We start from the raw sequence: 19,763 nt of genomic DNA, 5'->3' as shown, positions 1-19,763 counted from the left end.
TGGTGATACGTCCGCCGGGTCCGGTGCCGGTCAGGCTGGCGGTGTCGATGTTATGCTCGGCGGCGAGTTTGCGGGCGGCAGGGGTGACCGGCGCCCGCTTGCCATCAGCCGCAGTCGCAGCAGGCGCGGCTGCGGCACTGCCGGCGCCCGGTATGGGCGAGCCGGCCGGGCTGGTCGCAGCCTGCGGAGCCGGAGCACCATCGCTGTAGCGGGCGGCCACCTCGGCCACGTCTTCTCCGGCTTCGGCAATGACCGCGACCGGTAGGCCGACCGGGACAACCGCTTCGAGGCCGTACAGCAGTTTGGCAACCGTGCCGCCGGCGGTCGATTCGACCTCATACAGAACTTTCTCGGTTTCGACCTCAAACAGGGCCTCCCCTGCGTTGATGGCGTCGCCTTCGTTTTTGAACCAGCGCTGGATGGTACCCTCGACCATGGTAAGGCCGAATTTCGGCATGACGACTTCGGCTGCCACACAGACTCCCTTCTCAATAGGCTCTACAGTGTCGGTCCGCCACGCTCAGGCCATGAGTTCTTTGACTGCGGCGGCAATTTTCTGTTCGTCGGGCAGAACGAATTTCTCCATCGGCGGACTGTAGGGAATCGGCACGTCGTGGGCGGTCAGGCGCTTGACCGGTGCGTCGAGGGAGTCAAAGCCCTTGTCGGCGATCACCGCCGCAATTTCCGAGGCCGCACCGCAGCGCAGATGGCCCTCGTCAACCACCAGGACTTTGTGCGTTTTGGCGACTGAGTTGAGAATCGTGTCCTCATCCAGCGGCACCAGGGTGCGTGGGTCAACGACCTCGACCGACACGCCCTCTCCTTCGAGGGCGGCCGCCGCCTTGAGGGCTTTGGAGACCATGAGGCCGACGCCGACCACCGTCACGTCCGAACCCTCGCGTTTGACCTCGCCCTTGCCGATCGGGACCAGATACTCCTGGTCGGGAATTTCCTGTTTGGCCCGTCCCAAGCCCATGTGCTCAAACACCAGGACCGGATTATTATCGCGGATGGCGCTCTTGAGCAGCCCCTTCATGTCGTAGGGGTCGGACGGGGCGACGATTTTCAGGCCCGGCACGCTCATGAACTGGGCATAGACGGTCTCTGAGTGCTGGGCCGCAGCCGAGCCGAGCGCGCCGTACACCGTCCGAAAGGTAATCGGAATGTCGGCCTGGCCGCCCGACATGTAGCGCAGCTTGGCCGCCTGATTACACACCTGGTCCCAGCAGCAGTAGAAAAAGCTGGCGAATTCAATTTCGACAATCGGCCGCATCCCGGCCATGGCCGCACCGACCCCGGCCCCGGCATAGCCAGCCTCCGAAATCGGCGCGTTACGGATGCGCCCGGGGCCGAATTCGTCGGTCAGGCCGCCGGTCGCGCCAAACGCCCCGACCCACACGTCGAGCCCCATCAGAAAGGTGCGCGGGTCGTGCCTGAGTTCTTCGGCCAGGGCTGAGTTAATGGCTTGGATAAATGAAACAGTCGGCATAGTGTGTCTCCTTGAAAGGCGCTGAGCCCGTGGCTGGGGCTAAACTCAGGCGGCTGAGAACATATCGTCGAGAGCTTCCGCCGGCTCTGGCAGCGGGCTGTCCTCGGCAAACGTGACCGCCTCGTCGATGACGCCGGCGACCTCGGCCTTGACCGCGTCAATGTCGGCCTGACTGACCACCCCGGCCGGCACAAAGCGTTGCTCGAAGGTGATGAGCGGACAGCGTTTTTTCCACTCTTCGATCTCGTCCTTGGGGCGGTAGCTCTTGTCGCCCATGAAGGCTTCTTCCCCCACCACATGGCCTTCCCAGCGATAGGTCTTGCACTCAATCAGGGTCGGGCCGTCGCCCCGGCGGGCGCGTTCGACCGCCTGGTTGGTCGTCTCGTAGACCTCGACCACATCGTTGCCGTTGACCACCACGCCGGGCATGTCGTGGCCTCTGGCCCGGTCGGCAATGTCTTTGACCGAGGTGACATCACTGCCGGCGGTGAATTCGCCGTACAGGTTGTTCTCACACACGTAGATGACCGGGAGTTTCCAGGCCGAGGCGATGTTGAGCGATTCGTGGAAGGTGCCCTCGTTTGAGGCGCCGTCGCCAAAGAAACACACCGCGACCTCATCGCTGCCCCGAACCTGGGCGGCCAGACCCGCGCCGGTGGCAATCGGCAGGCCGGCGCCGACAATGCCGTTGGCGCCCAGGATGCCGATATCAAAATCGGCAATATGCATGGAGCCGCCCTTGCCCTTGCAGTAGCCGGTGCTCTTGCCGTAGATCTCGGCCATCATGGGGCTGATCTTGCCGCCCTTGGCGATGAGGTGGCCGTGACCCCGATGGGTGCTGGTGATGTAGTCTCTGTCAGTCAGCGCGGCGCACGCGCCGGTGGCCGAGGCTTCTTCCCCGATCGAGACGTGCACGAAGCCCGGGATTTTGCCCTCCTTGAAGATATCGCGCAGCCGCTCCTCGAACTGGCGAATGGTCTGCATGGTGCGATACATCTCGAGTAATTTGTCCTTGCCGATTTCTGCGGCCATATGCGCGCCCTCCTTCGTGGTGTGTGGAACAACGACAGCTGTTGTCATAATCCGAAAGCCGGGCAGCGGTCAACCGCTGGACCAAAAGAGTGGGCGCCGATGTATTGACGAAGAAACGGGGGAGTGACGAGAAGACTCGGAGCAGCCTGGACGCAACGCCCCGGCACTCGCTCAGGTGGCGTGTGATCTTTTGAATTCGGCGTCCAAAAAGGCGGAAAAGCTCGCCGTGAACTGTTGGGGGGTCGTCTCAAACCATTCCCGGATGCCCGGCTGGGCAAGGTACACCCGCAGGGTCTCGCACCAGCGCCCCCACTGTTCCTGATCCAGGGCGCCCTGCCTGTACTGACAGTAGAAGTGTTCTTTGGGCTCACGACCTCGGCAAGAGTACCAATCGTGCTGAAATCCATAGCCTCTCTCAGTCTCCTGCCAAGCGGCACAGCTTGCAGCGCCGACTCATCCCCATGTGGCCTGGGCAGGACTCACTGGCTTCCCGACCTGCCGCTCGGCCTGCCTGCGGACGCGGTCTCAGCCGTTCTGTCCGGCAGTTTTTCGACCTTGATCTTGTCAATCCGTCGCCCGTCCATGTTCACGATCGTCATCCGATAGCCCTGGTGGTGGACGATTTCTCCGCCCTTGGGGATGCGCTCAAGGCGGGCCAACAGCAGGCCGGCCAGGGTCCGATAGTCGTTCGTCTCCTCGACCGGCAGGCCGGGGCTGTCCTGCAAGTCGGCTAGCGTTACCCCGCCGGCAATCAGCCACATCTGGGGTCCGATGTCCTGGATCGGCAGCTCTTCATCGACATCAAACTCGTCCTGAATCTCGCCGACAATCTCTTCCAGCAGATCCTCGATGGTAGCGATGCCGACCACCGTCCCAAACTCGTTGACGACAACGGCCAGCTGGGTGCGACGGAGCTGAAGCTCGCGCAGCAGGTGGCTGATCTGCATGGAATCGGGCACGAAGTAGGTCGGCTGGACAAAGCCCTCCAGCGAGGTGGAGGGCTGTTCCCGGCCGCGCAGCAGTTCTTTGAGGTGGACCACGCCCACAATGTGGTCGAGGTCGTCCTCAAAGATCGGCATCCGTGAGAAGCTGCTCTCAATCATGGCTTGCAGGGCAGGCTGGGGAGACGTGTCCACGCTCAGCGCCTGGATTTCGGTCCGGGGGGTCATCACCTCGCGGACCGAGGTGTCGGCGAAATCGAACACGCTCTGGATGAACTTCTGCTCGGTGGCATCGAAGACGCCTTTTTGCGCGCCTTCGCGGATGATGTACTTGACCTCATCCTCAGACACGATGGCCTCGGGCGCCTTGGTCCCGGTGCCGGTCAGGTACAGTAGCCCGTTGGTCGAAGCGGTCAGCAGCCTGACCCCGGCCGTAAACAGCCGCGAGAAAAAGTCCAAGGGCTGGGCGACCCACAGGGCGGTCGGCTCGGAGTAACGCAGGGCCAGGGATTTTGGCACCAGCTCGCCCAACACCAGCGACAGATAGGAAATAATGACCACTACCGTGACGACGGCCAGGGCTTGGCTCGACTCGGTCACAAAGGGCAGCGAACTCCGGGCGTACAGCGGGGCCAGATAGGAGACGGCCGAGACGCCCCCGATTGCCGAGGCCAGCGAGCTGACCAGCGTGATCCCGATCTGTACGGTCGCCAGGAAACGGTCGGGGTCGTCTCTGAGGCGGCCCAGGGTTCGGGCTCTGCGACCGCCCTCCTCGGCCAGCTGGTCGACCCGGCTGCGTCGAACCGAAACGACCGCGATTTCTGAGCCCGAAAAAAAGCCGTTGACGAGAATCAGGCCCAGGATAAACGTCATCTCAAACCACAGCTCAGTCACCATGCTCGTCCTCCTGGTACGGACACCGGATAAGACCTCGTACCCGTCCGGGTCGCGCGTCGGCCATCCTAGCACAGCCGGGCTGCCGGCTCAGCAGGCGGGGCGTTTTTGCCGAGCCGGCCTGGCCGCTGCGACCCGGCTTACCTCACAAGCTGAAAGCTGATAGCAGACCGCTGAGCACTTCTTTGTGGGAGGTGGGGGTGAAGACTAACGGGATCCGTCGCAGCAGCATTGCCATCAGCGGCGCGCGCCAGAACAATCTCAAAAACCTGGACATCGACATTCCCCTGAACCAGCTGACGGTCGTCACCGGGGTGAGCGGCTCGGGCAAGTCGAGCCTGGCCTTCGACATCTTGTACGCCGAGGGCCAACGCCGCTATGTCGAGAGCTTTTCGGCCTACGCCCGTCAATTCCTGGACCGTATGGATAAGCCCCAGGTTGACAAAATTGAGGGCATCCTGCCGGCCATCGCCATTGACCAGAACCGCCCGGTCCGCACCTCGCGTTCGACCGTCGGCACGATGACCGAGCTGCACGACCACCTCAAGCTCTTGTTTGCCAAGATCGGGGTCTTGTCGTGTCGCCAGTGCGGCCAGCCGGTCGAGCGCGACTCGGCCGAGTCGGTGTTCAGAAAGCTGTCCGAGCAGCAGCCCGAGGGCACGCGGTTCTATGTCACTTTCAGTGTCGCCGTCCCGGACAGCCTGGCCTGGAGCGACATCCGGGACGGTCTGGTCCGGGCCGGCTTCTTCCGTCTGCTGGTGGCCGGCACGCTTGTTGACATCCAGGAGTTGGACGCCCGGCCCGAGGGCCTGGTCGGTCAGGAACAGTGCAGCGTGGTGGTGGATCGCCTGCGCGTCGGCCCGCGCCACAAAAAACGCACCCACGATTCCCTGGAGCAGGCGTTTCAGTACGGCAAGGGGCGGCTGAGCCTCGTCTTTCCCGACGCCGAGCAGGCCGAGCAGGCCTTTTCCAACCGGCTGGAGTGCGCGGCGTGTCAGATCGTGTACAAGGAGCCGGTCCCCAACCTGTTCTCGTTCAACAGCCCGCTGGGCGCGTGCGAGAAGTGCAAGGGCTTTGGCCGCACGATCGATCTTGACCTGGAGCTGGTCGTCCCCGACCCCGGTCTGTCGCTCAAGGACGGCGCCGTCAAACCGTGGCGGATTAAAGCCGCCCAGTGGGAGCGGCGCGAGCTGTTTGCGTTCTGCAAACAGCGGGGTATTGCGACCAGCGTCCCGTGGCGAGACCTCAGCGCCGAGCAGCAGGGGCTGATTCTGGACGGCGACGGCGAGTATTACGGGGTGCGGGGCTGGTTTCAGTGGTTGGAGACCAAGACCTATAAGATGCACGTCCGGGTATTCCTGGCCCGCTACCGGGGCTATTTCTCGTGCGACGCGTGTCATGGCGCCCGCCTCAAACCCGAGTCCCTGCTGTACCGGGTCGGGGGCAAGACCCTGGCCGAGATCAACCTGCTGAGTGTGGGCGTGTGCTCGGCGTTCTTTGAGGGCTTGCAGCTGTCGGCCTTTCAGGATCAGGTCGCCCAGCTCATCCTGGACGAGATCCGTAAGCGGCTGCGCTATCTGGTCGAGGTCGGCGTTGAATACCTGACCCTGGACCGGCAGTCCCGGACCCTGTCCGGCGGGGAGCTGGAGCGGGTCGATCTGACCACCGCCCTGGGCTCGGCCCTGGTCAACACCTTGTATATTCTGGACGAGCCCTCAATCGGCCTGCACCCGCGCGACAGCAACCGACTGGTCCGCATCCTGCAAAACCTGCGCGACAACGGCAACACGGTGGTGGTGGTCGAGCACGACCCGGAGATCATCAAGGAGGCCGATCATATCCTCGACCTGGGGCCGCTGGCCGGCGAGCAGGGCGGCCAGCTCGTCTTCTCCGGTCCGTATGAAGATATCCTGGCCGACCCGCACTCGCTGACCGGCCAGTATCTGTCCCAGCGTCAGCGCATCCCGCTGCCGGCCCAGCGCCGGGCGGCCCAGCCCGGCCACACGCTGACCCTCCTCAAGGCCAGCGCGCATAATCTGAAGCACATCGATGTCGAGATTCCGCTGGGCTGCATGGTGTGTCTGACCGGGGTGTCGGGCTCGGGCAAGTCCACCCTGATTGAAGACGTGCTGTACCGGGGGCTGAAAAAGCGCTGGGGCGAGTCGGTCGGCATTCCCGGCCCGTGCCAGGACATTGTCGGCACCGAGCACCTGGCCGATGTGATTTTCGTCAATCAGAGCCAGATCGGGACAACGCCGCGGGCCAATCTGCTGACCTACACGCGGGCCTTCGATTCGCTGCGGCGGCTGCTGGCCGACACCGAGCTGGCCAGGCTGCGCGGCTACACGACCGGCACCTTTTCCTTCAATGTCGAGGGCGGCCGGTGCGAGACGTGTAAGGGCGAGGGTTTTGAAAAGGTCGAGATGCAGTTCCTGTCCGATGTCTACGTGCCGTGTCCCGAGTGCCAGGGGCGGCGCTTTCGTGCCGAGGTCTTGGAGGTCCGCTATCAGGGCAAGAACCTGACCGACATCATGGCCATGACGGTCAGCGAGGCTTTGGCGTTCTTTGCCGGCAAGGCCGAGTTGCAGCGACGCCTGTCTTCGCTGGCGGCCGTCGGTCTGGACTACGTCCGCCTGGGCCAGTCCCTGACGACTCTGTCCGGCGGCGAAGCCCAGCGTCTGAAGCTGGCCGCCCATATCGGCCGTGAAAAGACCCACACCGACCGGCCGGGCAAGACCCTGTTTATCTTTGACGAGCCTACGACGGGTCTGCATTTCGCCGATATCCAGAAGCTGCTGACAGCCTTCGACAGCCTGGTCGAGCGGGGCCACTCGGTCCTCATCGTCGAACATAATCTGGATGTGATCAAGTGCGCCGATCAGGTCATCGACCTCGGTCCGGAGGGCGGCGACGGGGGCGGCGAGGTGGTGGCCCAGGGGACGCCGGAGGCGGTGGCGCGGGTCAGGCGCTCGCATACCGGGCGCTATCTGGCGCGGGTGTTGCGAGAGGCGAAGCGGGGAGACAAGGCAAAAGGCAAAAGGCAAAAGGCAAAGGGTAAAGGGCAAAGATTAAAACCAAAGAAATCCGCAAGCGCCAATACGGCGATCTGTGTGGTGGGCGCCAAGGAGCATAATCTGCAGGATGTCTCTCTCGATATTCCTCGGGATGAGATGATCGTGGTCACCGGGCTGTCCGGGTCGGGCAAGTCCACGCTGGTGTTTGACATTGTGTATGCCGAGGGCCAGCGCCGCTATATTGACAGCCTGTCGGCCTATTCCCGCCAGTTCATCAAGGTCCTGGCCAAACCGAATGTCGATCTGTTGACGGGTATTCCGCCGACGGTCGCCATTGAACAGCGCATGAGCCGGGGCGGGCGGAACTCGACGGTGGCCACGGTGACCGAAGTCTCGCACTATCTGCGGCTGTTATACGCCAAGATCGGCGTGCAGCACTGTGTGACCTGCGGCCAGCCGCTGTCGGCTCAGAGCCGCAGCCGCATTCTTGGGCTGGTGCAAACCGACTTCAGCGACCAGGAGTTCAGCGTCCTGGCTCCGGTCGTGCGCGGCCGCAAGGGGTTTCATAAAGACGTGCTGGCCGGCGCGCGCAAGCTGGGTTTCATCCGGGCGCGCATTGACGGCCGGATCGTCGAAATTACGCCGGACATGAGCTTGGCCCGCTTTAAGGAGCACGATATTGAGATCGTGGTCGGGCAGGTCACGGTTGACCGGACGAGCCAGCAGCTTGACGGCCTGCTCCAGGACGCGCTGCGGATGGGCAATGGCGCGGTCCACATCCTGGGCGCCGAGACAGAGCGTATCTACAGCGAAAAATTGTTCTGTGTGGCGTGCGGCCTGGGCTATGCCGAGCTTGACCCGCGGATGTTTTCGTTCAACAGCCGCCAGGGGGCGTGTCCCGAGTGCAGCGGCCAGGGGTTTCGATGGGAATTCGACCCCCAGCTGCTGGTCCCCGACCCGGACAAATCCCTGCGCCAGGACGCCCTCCTGCCGCTGACTGAAGCCGGCCTGAAGCGGGAGCAGGCGCGCCTGCTGCGCGGCCTGAAAAAACACCGCGTTCCGCTCGATAAACCCTTCGGCCAGCTGACCGCCAGACAGCGCCGGCTCGTCTTTCACGGCAATGACAAGGGGCTGCGGGGCGTGGTCGATATCCTGGACAAGGCTCTGGCCGAGGGCGACGAGAAGGGGGCGGGCCTGTCTCTGTCGCAGTTTCTGAGTCAGGCGCCGTGCCCGAGCTGCGACGGCGCCCGGCTCAACGCCCGGGCCCGGGCGGTTCAGATCGAGGACAAGACCATCTGGCAGCTGATGCAGATGTCGGTTGCCGACTGCCTGCGGCATATGTCCGAGCTGTCCCTGAGCGGTCGGGAGCGGCTGATTGGCGAGCCGATCCTCAAAGAGATCGTCCCGCGTCTGTCCTTCCTGATGGAGGTCGGCCTGTCCTACCTGGCCCTGGATCGCCGTGCCGATACCCTGTCCGGCGGTGAGGCCCAGCGCATTCGTCTGGCCGCCCAGCTCGGCTCGAATCTGCGCGGGGTGTGCTACATCCTGGATGAGCCCACCATCGGTCTCCATCCGCGCGACAACGCCCGCCTGCTGACGACCCTGCGCGGCCTCCAGGAACGGGGCAATACCGTGCTGGTGGTCGAGCACGACGAGCAGACGATTGCCAGTGCCGATGTGGTGATCGACCTCGGACCGGGGGCAGGTACGCACGGCGGCAAAGTGGTGGCAATCGGCGCTCCGGGCGACTTGCGCCACAACCCCGAGTCGCTGACCGGACAGTTTTTGCACGTCGCCCACCCCCGGCTCGGTCCGGTCCGCTCGCTGGATGGCCGGCCGCGGCTGTCCATTCGCGGCGCGCGCGAGCACAACCTGAAGAATATCGACGTCGAGCTGCCGATCGGCACCTGGGTGTGTCTGACGGGCGTGTCGGGCTCGGGCAAAAGCTCGCTGGTCCAGGAAGTGCTGGTCAAGGGTCTCAGAAAACAGCTGGGTCGCTTTGTTGGCAAGACGGGTGTGCATGATCGGATTGAGGGGGCTGAGCCCATCGAGCGGGTGGTTGAGGTGGATCAGACGCCGATCGGAAAAACGCCGCGCTCCGTGCCGGCCTCGTATGTCGGGCTGTGGGACGAGGTCCGCAAGCTGTTCTCGATGCTGCCCGAGTCGCGTCTGCGGGGCTATAAGCCGGGGCGGTTTTCGTTCAACGTCAAGGGCGGGCGGTGTGAGGCCTGCGCCGGCCAGGGGCGGCTGAAGATGGAGATGAGCTTTCTGCCCGATGTGTATGTGGACTGCGAGGTGTGTGGCGGGCGGCGCTATAACGAGGAGACGCTGGAGATCGCCTATAACGGCAAGAATATCGCCGATGTTCTAGGCCTGACCATTGAGGAGGCGGCCACGTTTTTTCTGGGGGTGCCAAAGATCGCCCGCCCGCTGCGCCTGCTGAACGATATCGGCATGGGCTATATCACCCTGGGCCAGGCCAGCAACACCCTGTCCGGCGGTGAGGCCCAGCGCATTAAATTGGCCTACGAGCTGGCCAAGGAGTCCCGGGGCAAGACCCTGTACGTCCTGGACGAGCCCACCACGGGGCTGCACTTCGCCGATATTGAGAAGCTGATCGCGACCCTGCACCGTCTGGTGGACAAGGGCAATACGGTCGTCACCATCGAGCATAACCTCGATATCATTAAAGAGGCCGACTACATTGTTGATCTCGGCCCAGAGGGTGGCCTGGAGGGGGGCCGGGTGGTGGCCTGCGGCCCGCCCCAGGATGTCATGCGCCAGAGCCGGCAGTCGTACACCGCCCGCTGCCTGCGGGAGTATATGCAGGGGAGTAACGCCTGAGTGACGCGATTGGCGTAGCTATTACTAAGGAGGCAAACATGCCACGCAGTCCAGCTGAGCAGCACATGGAAGACGCCGCCCGTACCTATTTCGCGAATGTGACCAAGGGCGATGTCGAGAGAATTCTGGCCTTATTCGCCGACGATGCGCAACTGATCAACCCGATGACCGGCGAAGAGGGCATTCGGGGCAAGGCGGCATTGCGGTCTTTTTATCAGAAGCTTGTTTCAAGTCTGGTAGATTACCACGCCGGTCCGACCGATATCGTGATTGAGGGCAACAAGCTTGTCGCGCCCCTGCGCCTGGTCGGCAAGACCCCGGACGGCACCCCGCTTGAGATGAACAACCTCAATTTCTGGACCTTCGATGAGAGCGGCAAGTTCAAAATCCTGCGGATCTACATGGACACCCATCCCTACCGCCAAGCCCTGAGCCAGGCTTTGGGCGGGAGCAAATAGCGACCAGTCTTGTCTCGGCCTGCCTGGCTCATTATATCGCGCTCATGCAGAACATATATTCCACCCATGAAGCCAAGGCGCGGTTCTCGGAACTCCTGCGGCAGGTGCGTCAGGGGAAAACGGTCACGATTTCTTATCGTGGGAAACCTGTGGCCGAGATTCGCTCTATCCAGCAGAAACCGGCAACGGTTGAGGAGCGACTCGAAGAACTCGAACAGCGCGGGGTTCTCGTTCGTCCGAGTCAGCGGCGGCCGCTGAAAGTTGTAGAGCCGCGAGCGGGGGCTCTGAAGCGTTTTCTCGCAGAGCGAAGCGAGTGAGTGCCTTATAGGTCGATGCCTCCGCTTAAGGGGGAAAATATGAAGGCGATTCTTGCGCTGTCATAACTGATCAAGATGGGGTTGTTCTAAAAACGGTCGCACCTGGTGGATAACGGTGTCTCTGCTCCTGCCCTACTTTCATCCCATTCTCACTCAGGCACTCATTTGCGAGCGCGCTCAGGCGTTTGGGGCGGGTTCCCGAACGAGCGAGCGACGGTCTCGTAGGCACGGCGGGATCTTCTACGGCGGGCTATGGCTCCAGACCGTACTTCTCTCTCAGGCCATCAACGAGATACGCCAGTTCAGATGCTGGAGCGATAGCGGCCAATAAGCGTTGCCAACTCAGGCGGCGTAAAAGCCCTGACACGCGACACGCCGCGATTGCTAGAGCCCATTGCTTTTCGGCCTTGCCTCCGGCCTGGAACTTAGGGTTGCGGGCATCGTAAACGACAAGCACGTGCCCTCTGCAATTGAGTTTGCCCGCTGGCGTGAGGCTGGCGGCAAGCGCATTCCGCGCCAGTTGGTAGACGCATCTGAACGGACACGGAACATGATCGCGGTCGGCCGGCCAGTGGAACAGAGAGGGCAGATGGTCCCAGTAGCGGATACCGACTTTCCGTTAGTGAGCAACGACTACGGCGTTGGCGTGGACGTAGGACTTGATAGCTACCGTCACAGTATTGATCGTCGTTAGGAGACAAGCGCGGGCGCGAGCAGGTCCCGAAGTCGCGCTCCATGAACTTGCACTCGATGGCGACTCGCCCGTTTGGCCCGCTTAGCAGCACGTCAACGCTGGTCGGTCTCGGCTCCTTTAAGCAGCGGACCTCGTGCTCGAAGTCGAGCGTCCAGCCCTGATGGTTATCGAAGAAAGCCGGTCGTCCGCACTCGGCGGACACGTTCTGGAGCAGATCAAGGCGGTCGAAGGCTCGGATCGCTCCGAAAACGCTTTGCGTCAAGGCTTGGGAGCTTTTCAGGCTGCGAAACCACCGGTGCCGCTGGTTTCGGGGGATGGCGGCGCGAATATTATCGGCTTTCGATCCATTCGGAAGAACCAGGACGTTGTTCAATGCGAACCCGCTTGCGAGAACTGGTGGACGCCTTTGCCGCTTGCCGCCGTCGAGATCGCCTCGATGGTGCTGGTCGGCCCAGGTCCACAAGGTATTGAGCACTGCCTTTTCATAATTACTATAACTCATCCTCGCTTGCCATTTCCCGCCAGATTGGTGGCTGATTCTTGTCTGTATCGGGCATGGTGCTCCTCTTTTCTCGGCGGCGCCCCTTAGACCTGGGGTTTACGGCGGTCACGATAGACCTCCAGGGAGGCGGCGAATTCTCCGTCTTCCAGCGCGGCCGTCCGCGCCTGATGAATCGCGGCGGCCAAGGCTTGGTTGTCCAGCTCCCAGGTTCGGTGCAAGAGGTGCTTGGCCCCGGCTGCGGCCTTGCCGCCCAGCTGGAGACAGCGCTCGACCAGCGCGTCCGTTTCGGCCCCAAGGTCGCCGGGCTCAACCAGCCGCGTGACCAAGCCCCAGCGTTCTGCCTCGGCGGCGCTGAAACGCTGACCCAGGAGCATGATTTCTTTGGCTTTGGACAGCCCGATCAGCTGGGGCAGACGATAATTCTGACCGACATCCGGCGGGGTGCCGTATAAAATCTGGGGCAGGCCAAAAAAGGCCGAGGTCGTCGCAATCCGGAAATCACAGGCCAGAACCAGCTCCATGCCGGCCCCCAGGCACGGTCCGTGGATGGCCGCAATGGTCAGCTGATCGAGCTGCTCAAGCGTATCCAGCGCCTGGCCCCAGGGCGCCCACACCGCCGCCAGCGTCTCACTGTCATGGGGTCTGTGGGCGGCGGCCATCAGGTCCATGCCCGAACAAAAGCCGCGGCCCTCGGCTTTGAGGACGACGACGCGCAGGCCCGGAGCGTGGCGCAGCACGTCACACGCCTGTTTGAAGTCGGCGATGAGTTGGTCGTTGACGGCGTTGAGGACGGCCGGGCGGTCGAGCACCAGGAAGCCGACCCGTTCGTCGTGTTCGGCCGTCTCAAAACGCACTGTATCCCATTCCATGCTCTTTCTCCCCCGTGCTACAGTGCGCAACATAGCAGAGCGCACACCGCCGGGCCAAGCCGCCCGGCCTGTCTTAAAGAAAGGCGGCGGGTCTGGTAAGAGGTGTGGATCATCCTGGCCGTTGTATGAGGAACATGAGGATGAGCCACATTGCCAAGCCGATACTGACAAGGAGATAGAGCTTCACTCATGGCACGACAGACCCTCAGTCAACTGCTCGAAAACATGGGCTCCGGCAGCGCCGTTGCTCTGGCCCGACTGATGACCCTGGTCGAGCGCGAGAGCCGCGAGGTGGGCCCCATTCTTGAGGCCATCGCCCCACAGCTCGGTCACGCCTTCACCATCGGGGTGACCGGCCCGCCGGGCGCCGGCAAATCCAGCCTGGTCGACGGCTTGACCACGCTGATGCGCGCCGCCCACAAGACGGTCGGGGTGGTGGCCATTGACCCGTCGAGCCCCTTTTCCGGGGGGGCGCTGCTGGGCGACCGTATCCGTATGGGCCAGCACTATCTGGACAAGGGCGTGTTTATCCGCAGCATGGCCACCCGTGGCAGCCACGGCGGCCTGGCCCGGGCTACGCTGGACGTGATGAAACTGCTCGACGCCTTCCGGTGCGACTACGTGCTGGTCGAGACGGTCGGGGTCGGCCAGACCGAACTCGACGTGATGCGGGCGACCGATACGGTGATTGTCACCCTGGTGCCCGAGGCCGGCGACAGCGTACAGGTCATGAAGGCCGGGCTGATGGAAATCGCCGATATCTTTGTGGTCAACAAGGCTGACCGCGACGGGGCGCAGCGGATGATGACCGACCTGAGCCTGATGCTGGAACTCAAGTACAGCAACCGGCCCGCCGGCCAGGTCGCTGCGCCGCAGTGGAAAATTCCCGTCCTGGCCACCCAGGCGATCAACAATGTCGGCCTGCCGGAACTGTTCGAAGCCATGGAGTCGCACCACCAGTTTCTGACCGACGGCGGCGAACTGGAACAACGCCGGACGACCCGCCGCCAGGAGGAATTGCTGGCCCGGGTCGAGTACGCAGTCCGTCGCCGCCTGACCGACCAGCTTGAGCTTGATCCGGCCCTGGCCCGCCTGTTCGAGGAAGTCGGAGCGGGCAGGCTGGACCCCCATAGCGCATCCGAGCAGGTCCTGAGAAGTGAATTTCTGAAGAATGGAGGAGAGTTATGAAAGCAGCTGTCTTATACGAACTGAACGCCCCGGTCCAGGTTGAGGACGTCGATCTGGACAGTCCCAAGGCCGGCGAGGTTCGGGTCAAAATCGCGGCCAACGGTGTGTGTCACAGCGACTATTCGGTCATCCACGGGGTGCTGCGTTCGCCCCTGCCGGTGGTGCTGGGGCATGAGGGAGCCGGTGTGGTCGAGGAGGTCGGACCCGGGGTCAGTCTGGTCAAGGCCGGCGATCACGTGGTGCTGTCATTCGCGCCGTACTGCGGCCGCTGCTACTACTGCTCAATCGGCAGTCCGGTCCTGTGCACCAACATGCGCATGACCATGGGCAAGGGCACGCTGCTGGACGGGACGTGTCGTCTGAAGAAAAACGGCAAGGCTATTCACCACATGGCCGGGCTGTCGAGTTTTGCCGAGTACGCCGTGGTCGATCAGACGGCGTGTATTCCCATCCCCGATAACGTGCCCCTGGACAAGGCCTGCCTGGTCGGCTGCGGGGTGATGACCGGCCTGGGAGCGGCCACCAACACGGCCAAGGTCCAGCCCGGCAGCAGCACGGTCGTCATCGGCTGTGGCGGGGTCGGCCTGAACACGATTCAGGGCTGTGTGCTGGCCGGGGCCAGCACCGTCATCGCCGTTGATCTGATGGACAACAAACTCGAGTTTGCCAAAGAGTTCGGCGCCACCCACACGATCAATCCCGGCCGGGAGGAGTTGGTCAGGACGGTCCGGGGGCTGACCGAGGGCCGCGGGGCGGACTATGCGTTTGAGGTCATCGGTCTGGGCAAGACGATTGAGCAGGCTTATGCGTGTACCCGCCAGGGCGGCATGACCGTCGTGGTTGGCGCCCCCTCGCGTGAAGATACGGTCACCATTCCGGCCTCGAGCCTGCTGACCGAGAAATCCATCAAAGGCTCGCTGTACGGTTCGACCCGGCCCCGGGTGGACATGCCGCGGCTGATTGAGCTGTACATGAACAAGCGCATCAAGCTGGATGAGCTGGTGACCAGAACCTATGCCCTCGGCGAGATTAACGAGGCCATGGATGCCCTGGAAAAGGGCGAGGTGGCGCGTAGCGTGGTGGTGATGTAGGCCATCTATCCTGACGCCTGGGGTGGACGACCGGCTCACTCCAGGCAGTGAAGCTTCAGGCCGTCTTGTACAGCTCCGAGGCATCAACATAGATCAGGTAGTCTCGAATCAGTCCGTCGCGCATCTTGAAGACATTCGCGAACGGCACGCTGAGTTGGCTGCTGTCATGCCGGGTGTAGGTCACCCGGCCGTGGCAGACGACCGCGTCGGGCTGCTGCCAGGCATCGAACACCTCGTGCCGGATCGCCTTGATGCTGGCTAAAAAGCCGGCGACCGCCTCGCGTGCCGCGTCCTTGCCTCTGACCGGCTCGGCGTTGGCAAACACAAAACTTGCGTCCGGAGTCAAAAACGAGGCAAAACCGGCCGGGTCATTGGTGTCAATGGTCTGAAAGAGTTCTCGAATCCAGTTCGGGATAGGCATGGGCGAAATGTCCTTTCCTGCAGGTGGTGCCTATTGTGGCATTTTCCTCCAGTGCATCAAGACGACTCTTCGCGGATACAGGCAGGGAAGGGAAGAACCTCATTTTCCATTGTGAAGCACCCGGGGCTTTGGTAGACAGAGCCAAAATCCGAGCCAGCGGCAGCGGGAGGGCCTCCGTTCCGCCAGGAGCATCCGCATGAACAAGCGCATCTACTTCAACGCCTTTCACATGAACTGTGTCGTGCACCAGTCGCCAGGGCTGTGGGTCCGCGAAGATGACAATATGGTCAATTACACCGACCTCAACCAGTGGGTGGAACTGGCCCAGCTGCTGGAACGCGGGAGGTTCGATGCGTTGTTCCTGGCCGATGTGGTCGGCGTGTACGATGTGTTTCGCGGCAACCGGGAGGCGGCCGTGTCTGAAGCTGCCCAGATCCCGGTCAATGATCCCATGCTGCTCATCCCCGCTATGGCGCACGCGACCCAGCATCTGGGCTTTGGTTTCACCAGTTCCATACTCCAATACCCGCCGTTCACCTTTGCCCGGCTCGTTTCGACCCTCGACCATCTGACCAAGGGGCGGGTGGCCTGGAATATCGTGACCTCCTACCTTGAAAGCGCGGCCCGCAACTATGGCCAGACCGGCTTGCCGGATCATGACGAACGTTACGCCATCGCCGATGAGTACTGCGACGTGTGTTACAAGCTGTGGGAGACGAGCTGGGAGGACGGTGCGGTCGTCAAAGACCGGGCGCGTGGGATCTACGCCGACCCGGCCAAGGTGCACGATGTCAGCCACGACGGCCGGTACTACCAGGTCCACGGCTGCCACCTGTCCGAACCCTCTCCCCAACGGACGCCAGTGCTCTTCCAGGCCGGGGCGTCGCCACGTGGGCGCGAGTTTGCCGCCCGCCACGCCGAGTGTGTGTTCGTGCTCGGCTCAAAGCCCGAGGTCGATGGGCAGTATATCCGGGACATTCGTCGGATTGCGCGCCAGCAGGGCCGAAATCCCGAGGACATCCTGTGTTTTGCCTATCTGAAAGTCATCACCGGCGACACGGAAGCTGCGGCGAAGCGCAAGTATGAGGAATATTTTGAGCAGTGTCGCTACGATGGCGGGCTGGCCCTGCTCAGCGGCTGGAGTGGCATTGACTTCGGGCAGTTTGAGCCGGACCAGCCGCTGGAATACATCGAGACCAACGCCATCCGCACGCTCGTCCACAGCTTTACCGAGGGCGACCCGAGCCGGAAATGGACCATGCGCGACCTGGCCCGCTACGTTGGCATCGGTGGGGCCGGGCCGGTGCTGGTCGGGACGCCGGAACACATCGCCGATCAGCTTGAGGACTGGATCGCGGCCGGAGTTGATGGGTTCAACCTGGCCTACACCACGACCCCCGGCTCGTTTGCAGAGTTTATCGACGGGGTGGTTCCCGTGCTCCACCAGCGTGGCCGCATGCAAAAGGACTATGCACCCGGGACATTACGCGAAAAACTCTACGGCAGTGGCCGGGTTCGCCTCCCCGAGCCACACCCGGCCGCCCGGCATCGGTGCCTGGGAACCGCCGCCGATACGGTCGATAGACCAGCTCGGGCGTGAGTGAGGTACGGGCACTGACCACGTCCTCTCTTAGAGGCTTTCCGAAGCCCGAATTCATACCGATTATTGCGTAGGTCGAGCCGGCTTGAGCCGCCGGGCTTTTGCTCCCGCCCCTTTACTCTTGACCCGGAAGCGTTTATCTTCCGGCGATGCACCTAAGGAGTTGAGTTCACCCGGTTATCCGTACGTTTTACACCCAGGAGAGGGCCGCTATAGGGAGGGAATTATCGATGGGCATGCTTGCTAACGTCTCGCCTGCTTTAGGCATTATCGGTCTGGTAGTCGCGTTTCTGATCTACCGCTCGGTCGCCAGTCGTCCGGACGGGACTGAGCGGATGCGGGAGATTGCGGGCTATATCCACGAAGGCGCCATGGCCTTCCTCAAGCGCGAGTACCAGATCCTGAGTATCTTTGTGGTGGTGGTTTTTCTGCTGCTGGTGTGGGCCGTTGCCTGGCAAACCGGGGTCGCCTTTCTGACCGGGGCGATATTTTCTGTCATGGCCGGACTGTTTGGTATGCAGTCTGCCACCAAGGCCAACGTGCGCACGTCTGAGGCGGCCCGTTCAGAAGGCCAGGCCGCAGCCCTGTTGACCGCCTTTGACGGTGGTGCGGTGATGGGTTTGGCGGTGGCCAGCCTGGGGCTGCTGGGTGTCGGTATTTTCCTGGGTGTGTTCTCCGATCCCGCGACCTCGCGCTACATCAGTGGTTTTGCCATGGGTGCCAGCTCGATTGCCCTGTTTGCCCGGGTCGGCGGCGGGATCTATACCAAAGCGGCCGACGTCGGCAGTGATCTGGTTGGAAAAGTTGAAGCCGGCATCCCCGAGGATGACCCGCGTAACCCGGGCGTCATTGCCGATAACGTGGGTGATAACGTCGGTGATGTGGCCGGTATGGGAGCGGATATTTTTGAGTCTTACGTCGGGTCTATCATTGCGACTATTGCCATTGGGGCGACCGCTCAGAACGCCTTGCTGGCAGTCCTGAACTCAGGCGGGGCAGTGCCGGCAGACGCAGACCGGGGTCTCCTCATCGGCGCCCTGATGGCCTTGCCGCTCAGCATGGCCGCGCTTGGACTGCTGTCTTCCTTTCTGGGTATTGCCTCGATGCGGGTGCTGAAGCAGATTGGTCCCCAATCGGCCCTGCGCTACTCTACCTTTATTGCAGCCGGCGTCTTTCTTGTCGGCGCCTACCTGCTGATCGCGGCTTCCCCGGTTAGCACCGGAGTGTTCTGGGCCTTGGCCGCCGGCTGTCTGGTCGGCATTGGCATCGGCCTGATCACCGAATATTACACCTCAGCCGGACCGGTTGAGCGGATTGCCGAGGCCAGCAAAACCGGTTCCGCGACCAATATCATCAACGGTCTGGCGGTCGGTCTGGAGAGCTGTGCGTTGCCGGTCCTGGCGATTTGTGTGGCCATCTTCATCGCCAACCAGTTTGCCGGACTGTACGGCATTGGTATTGCCGGGGTCGGCATGCTGGCCACGGTCGGTGTCACCATGACTGTCGATGCCTACGGCCCGGTTGCCGATAATGCGGGCGGTATCTCGGAGATGGCAGAACTCGGGCCTGAGGTCCGTCAGATCACCGATGGACTCGATGCCTTGGGCAATACCACCGCAGCTATTGGCAAAGGCTTTGCCATTGGCTCTGCCGCGCTGACCGCCCTGGCGCTGTTCGCCGCGTTTACCCAGGCCGTGAATCAAAACCGGCTGGCGGCCGATTTAGGTCCGCTCCAGATCGTGGTGACCGAGCCGACGGTCATGATTGGGCTGCTGTTGGGCGGCATTCTGCCGTTCTTTATCGGCGCCCTGACCATGACGGCTGTGGGCCGAGCCGCGGGTCAGATGGTGGATGAGATCCGGCGTCAGTTCCGCGAAATTCCGGGCTTGCTGGAAGGCAAAGAAGGCGCCCGGCCTGACGCCGCCCGGTGTGTTGATATTTCAACCACCGCCGCGCTCAAAGAGATGGTTGTCCCCGGTCTGACCGCTGTTGTTGCCCCGGTGCTGGTGGGTTTGGTTTTAGGCGCGGCCGCGCTGGGCGGTATGCTGGCCGGTGCCACCATCACCGGTGTTCTGTTGGCTTTGTTCATGTCGAATGCCGGCGGTGCTTGGGACAACGCCAAAAAGTCCATCGAAAACGGGAAAGTGCCGGACGAATCAAAAGGCGGCGAGGCGCATAAAGCCGCGGTGGTGGGTGATACCGTCGGTGATCCGCTCAAGGATACGTCGGGTCCCTCGCTCAACATCCTGATCAAGCTGATGGCGGTGGTGGCGCTGGTGATTGCGCCGCTGCTGGTCTAGCGTTCCCTCCCAACGTTTCCTTCCCAGAGGGCGGGTCTTTGGACCCGCCCTTTTTTATTCTGGTTCGAAAGCCACCTCTGTCAGAATCAAATCAATCGAGCGAAAGCTT

14 protein-coding genes are annotated in these 19,763 nt (G+C 62.5%); 8 read left to right on the top strand and 6 right to left on the bottom strand.

Annotation, left to right across the window (positions count from 1 at the left end; all coding sequences use genetic code 11):
* The 4 genes from J4F42_04755 to J4F42_04740 form a co-directional block, all read right to left on the bottom strand.
* Positions 1-475 (bottom strand): E3 binding domain-containing protein (locus J4F42_04755; protein ID MCE2484797.1); only part of this gene is annotated, 475 nt, incomplete at its 3' end.
* 45 nt (positions 476-520) lie between these two features.
* Entirely contained in the window at positions 521-1,489 is a 969-nt protein-coding gene (locus J4F42_04750) for an alpha-ketoacid dehydrogenase subunit beta (protein MCE2484796.1), read from the bottom strand.
* Between the two features lie 45 nt (positions 1,490-1,534).
* Positions 1,535-2,521, bottom strand: coding sequence for a thiamine pyrophosphate-dependent dehydrogenase E1 component subunit alpha (locus tag J4F42_04745; GenBank protein ID MCE2484795.1), 987 nt, complete (start codon positions 2,519-2,521; stop codon positions 1,535-1,537).
* A 479-nt stretch (positions 2,522-3,000) separates the two neighbouring features.
* On the bottom strand, positions 3,001-4,359 hold the full coding sequence (locus tag J4F42_04740; protein MCE2484794.1) for an HlyC/CorC family transporter: 1,359 nt from the start codon (positions 4,357-4,359) through the stop codon (positions 3,001-3,003).
* Positions 4,360-4,556: 197 nt separating this feature from the next.
* Here J4F42_04740 and uvrA point away from each other — a divergent pair, with 197 nt between their 5' ends.
* From uvrA to J4F42_04720, 4 genes are all read left to right on the top strand, one after another.
* Entirely contained in the window at positions 4,557-10,214 is a 5,658-nt protein-coding gene (gene uvrA / locus J4F42_04735) for an excinuclease ABC subunit UvrA (GenBank protein MCE2484793.1), read from the top strand.
* Positions 10,215-10,252: 38 nt separating this feature from the next.
* Entirely contained in the window at positions 10,253-10,672 is a 420-nt protein-coding gene (locus J4F42_04730) for a nuclear transport factor 2 family protein (protein ID MCE2484792.1), read from the top strand.
* A gap of 44 nt (positions 10,673-10,716) precedes the next feature.
* Positions 10,717-10,989: a type II toxin-antitoxin system prevent-host-death family antitoxin gene (locus J4F42_04725; GenBank protein MCE2484791.1), complete on the top strand. Its 273-nt coding sequence runs from the start codon at positions 10,717-10,719 to the stop codon at positions 10,987-10,989.
* An 827-nt stretch (positions 10,990-11,816) separates the two neighbouring features.
* On the top strand, positions 11,817-12,272 hold the full coding sequence (locus tag J4F42_04720) for a hypothetical protein (protein ID MCE2484790.1): 456 nt from the start codon (positions 11,817-11,819) through the stop codon (positions 12,270-12,272).
* On the opposite strand, the gene J4F42_04715 is transcribed toward J4F42_04720, so the two are convergent.
* Positions 12,269-13,054 carry an enoyl-CoA hydratase/isomerase family protein gene (locus J4F42_04715; GenBank protein MCE2484789.1) on the bottom strand — a complete coding sequence of 262 codons (786 nt, stop codon included), beginning with the start codon at positions 13,052-13,054 and terminating at the stop codon, positions 12,269-12,271. The two genes, J4F42_04720 and J4F42_04715, sit on opposite strands and share 4 nt — an antisense overlap.
* A gap of 189 nt (positions 13,055-13,243) precedes the next feature.
* Between J4F42_04715 and meaB the strand changes: the two genes are divergently transcribed.
* Both meaB and J4F42_04705 read left to right on the top strand, forming a co-directional pair.
* Positions 13,244-14,242: a methylmalonyl Co-A mutase-associated GTPase MeaB gene (meaB, locus tag J4F42_04710; protein ID MCE2484788.1), complete on the top strand. Its 999-nt coding sequence runs from the start codon at positions 13,244-13,246 to the stop codon at positions 14,240-14,242.
* Entirely contained in the window at positions 14,239-15,333 is a 1,095-nt protein-coding gene (locus J4F42_04705; protein ID MCE2484787.1) for a Zn-dependent alcohol dehydrogenase, read from the top strand. The genes meaB and J4F42_04705 overlap by 4 nt, the downstream gene beginning before the upstream one ends.
* Positions 15,334-15,388: 55 nt before the next feature.
* On the opposite strand, the gene J4F42_04700 is transcribed toward J4F42_04705, so the two are convergent.
* Positions 15,389-15,754, bottom strand: a complete 366-nt coding sequence (locus tag J4F42_04700) for a nuclear transport factor 2 family protein (GenBank protein MCE2484786.1) — start codon at positions 15,752-15,754, stop codon at positions 15,389-15,391.
* A 196-nt stretch (positions 15,755-15,950) separates the two neighbouring features.
* Here J4F42_04700 and J4F42_04695 point away from each other — a divergent pair, with 196 nt between their 5' ends.
* Both J4F42_04695 and J4F42_04690 read left to right on the top strand, forming a co-directional pair.
* Positions 15,951-17,354 carry an LLM class flavin-dependent oxidoreductase gene (locus J4F42_04695; GenBank protein MCE2484785.1) on the top strand — a complete coding sequence of 468 codons (1,404 nt, stop codon included), beginning with the start codon at positions 15,951-15,953 and terminating at the stop codon, positions 17,352-17,354.
* A gap of 230 nt (positions 17,355-17,584) precedes the next feature.
* On the top strand, positions 17,585-19,654 hold the full coding sequence (locus tag J4F42_04690; protein MCE2484784.1) for a sodium-translocating pyrophosphatase: 2,070 nt from the start codon (positions 17,585-17,587) through the stop codon (positions 19,652-19,654).
* Positions 19,655-19,763: the final 109 nt, after the last annotated feature.

The sequence above is a fragment of the Desulfurellaceae bacterium genome, from assembly GCA_021296095.1.
Classification (GTDB): Bacteria; Desulfobacterota; Binatia; order Bin18; family Bin18; genus JAAXHF01.
Note: the sequence above shows the minus strand (reverse complement) of the source record. Positions and strands in the feature narration are given on the sequence as shown.

Coding starts and splice junctions, on each gene's coding strand:
- J4F42_04725 (MCE2484791.1), top strand. CDS start 10,717: ATGCAGAACATATATTCCACCCATGAAGCCAAGGCGCGGTTCTCGGAA.
- J4F42_04705 (MCE2484787.1), top strand. CDS start 14,239: ATGAAAGCAGCTGTCTTATACGAACTGAACGCCCCGGTCCAGGTTGAG.
- J4F42_04715 (MCE2484789.1), bottom strand. CDS start 13,054: ATGGAATGGGATACAGTGCGTTTTGAGACGGCCGAACACGACGAACGG.
- meaB (MCE2484788.1), top strand. CDS start 13,244: ATGGCACGACAGACCCTCAGTCAACTGCTCGAAAACATGGGCTCCGGC.
- J4F42_04745 (MCE2484795.1), bottom strand. CDS start 2,521: ATGGCCGCAGAAATCGGCAAGGACAAATTACTCGAGATGTATCGCACC.
- J4F42_04690 (MCE2484784.1), top strand. CDS start 17,585: ATGGGCATGCTTGCTAACGTCTCGCCTGCTTTAGGCATTATCGGTCTG.
- J4F42_04730 (MCE2484792.1), top strand. CDS start 10,253: ATGCCACGCAGTCCAGCTGAGCAGCACATGGAAGACGCCGCCCGTACC.
- J4F42_04695 (MCE2484785.1), top strand. CDS start 15,951: ATGAACAAGCGCATCTACTTCAACGCCTTTCACATGAACTGTGTCGTG.
- J4F42_04750 (MCE2484796.1), bottom strand. CDS start 1,489: ATGCCGACTGTTTCATTTATCCAAGCCATTAACTCAGCCCTGGCCGAA.
- J4F42_04700 (MCE2484786.1), bottom strand. CDS start 15,754: ATGCCTATCCCGAACTGGATTCGAGAACTCTTTCAGACCATTGACACC.
- J4F42_04740 (MCE2484794.1), bottom strand. CDS start 4,359: ATGGTGACTGAGCTGTGGTTTGAGATGACGTTTATCCTGGGCCTGATT.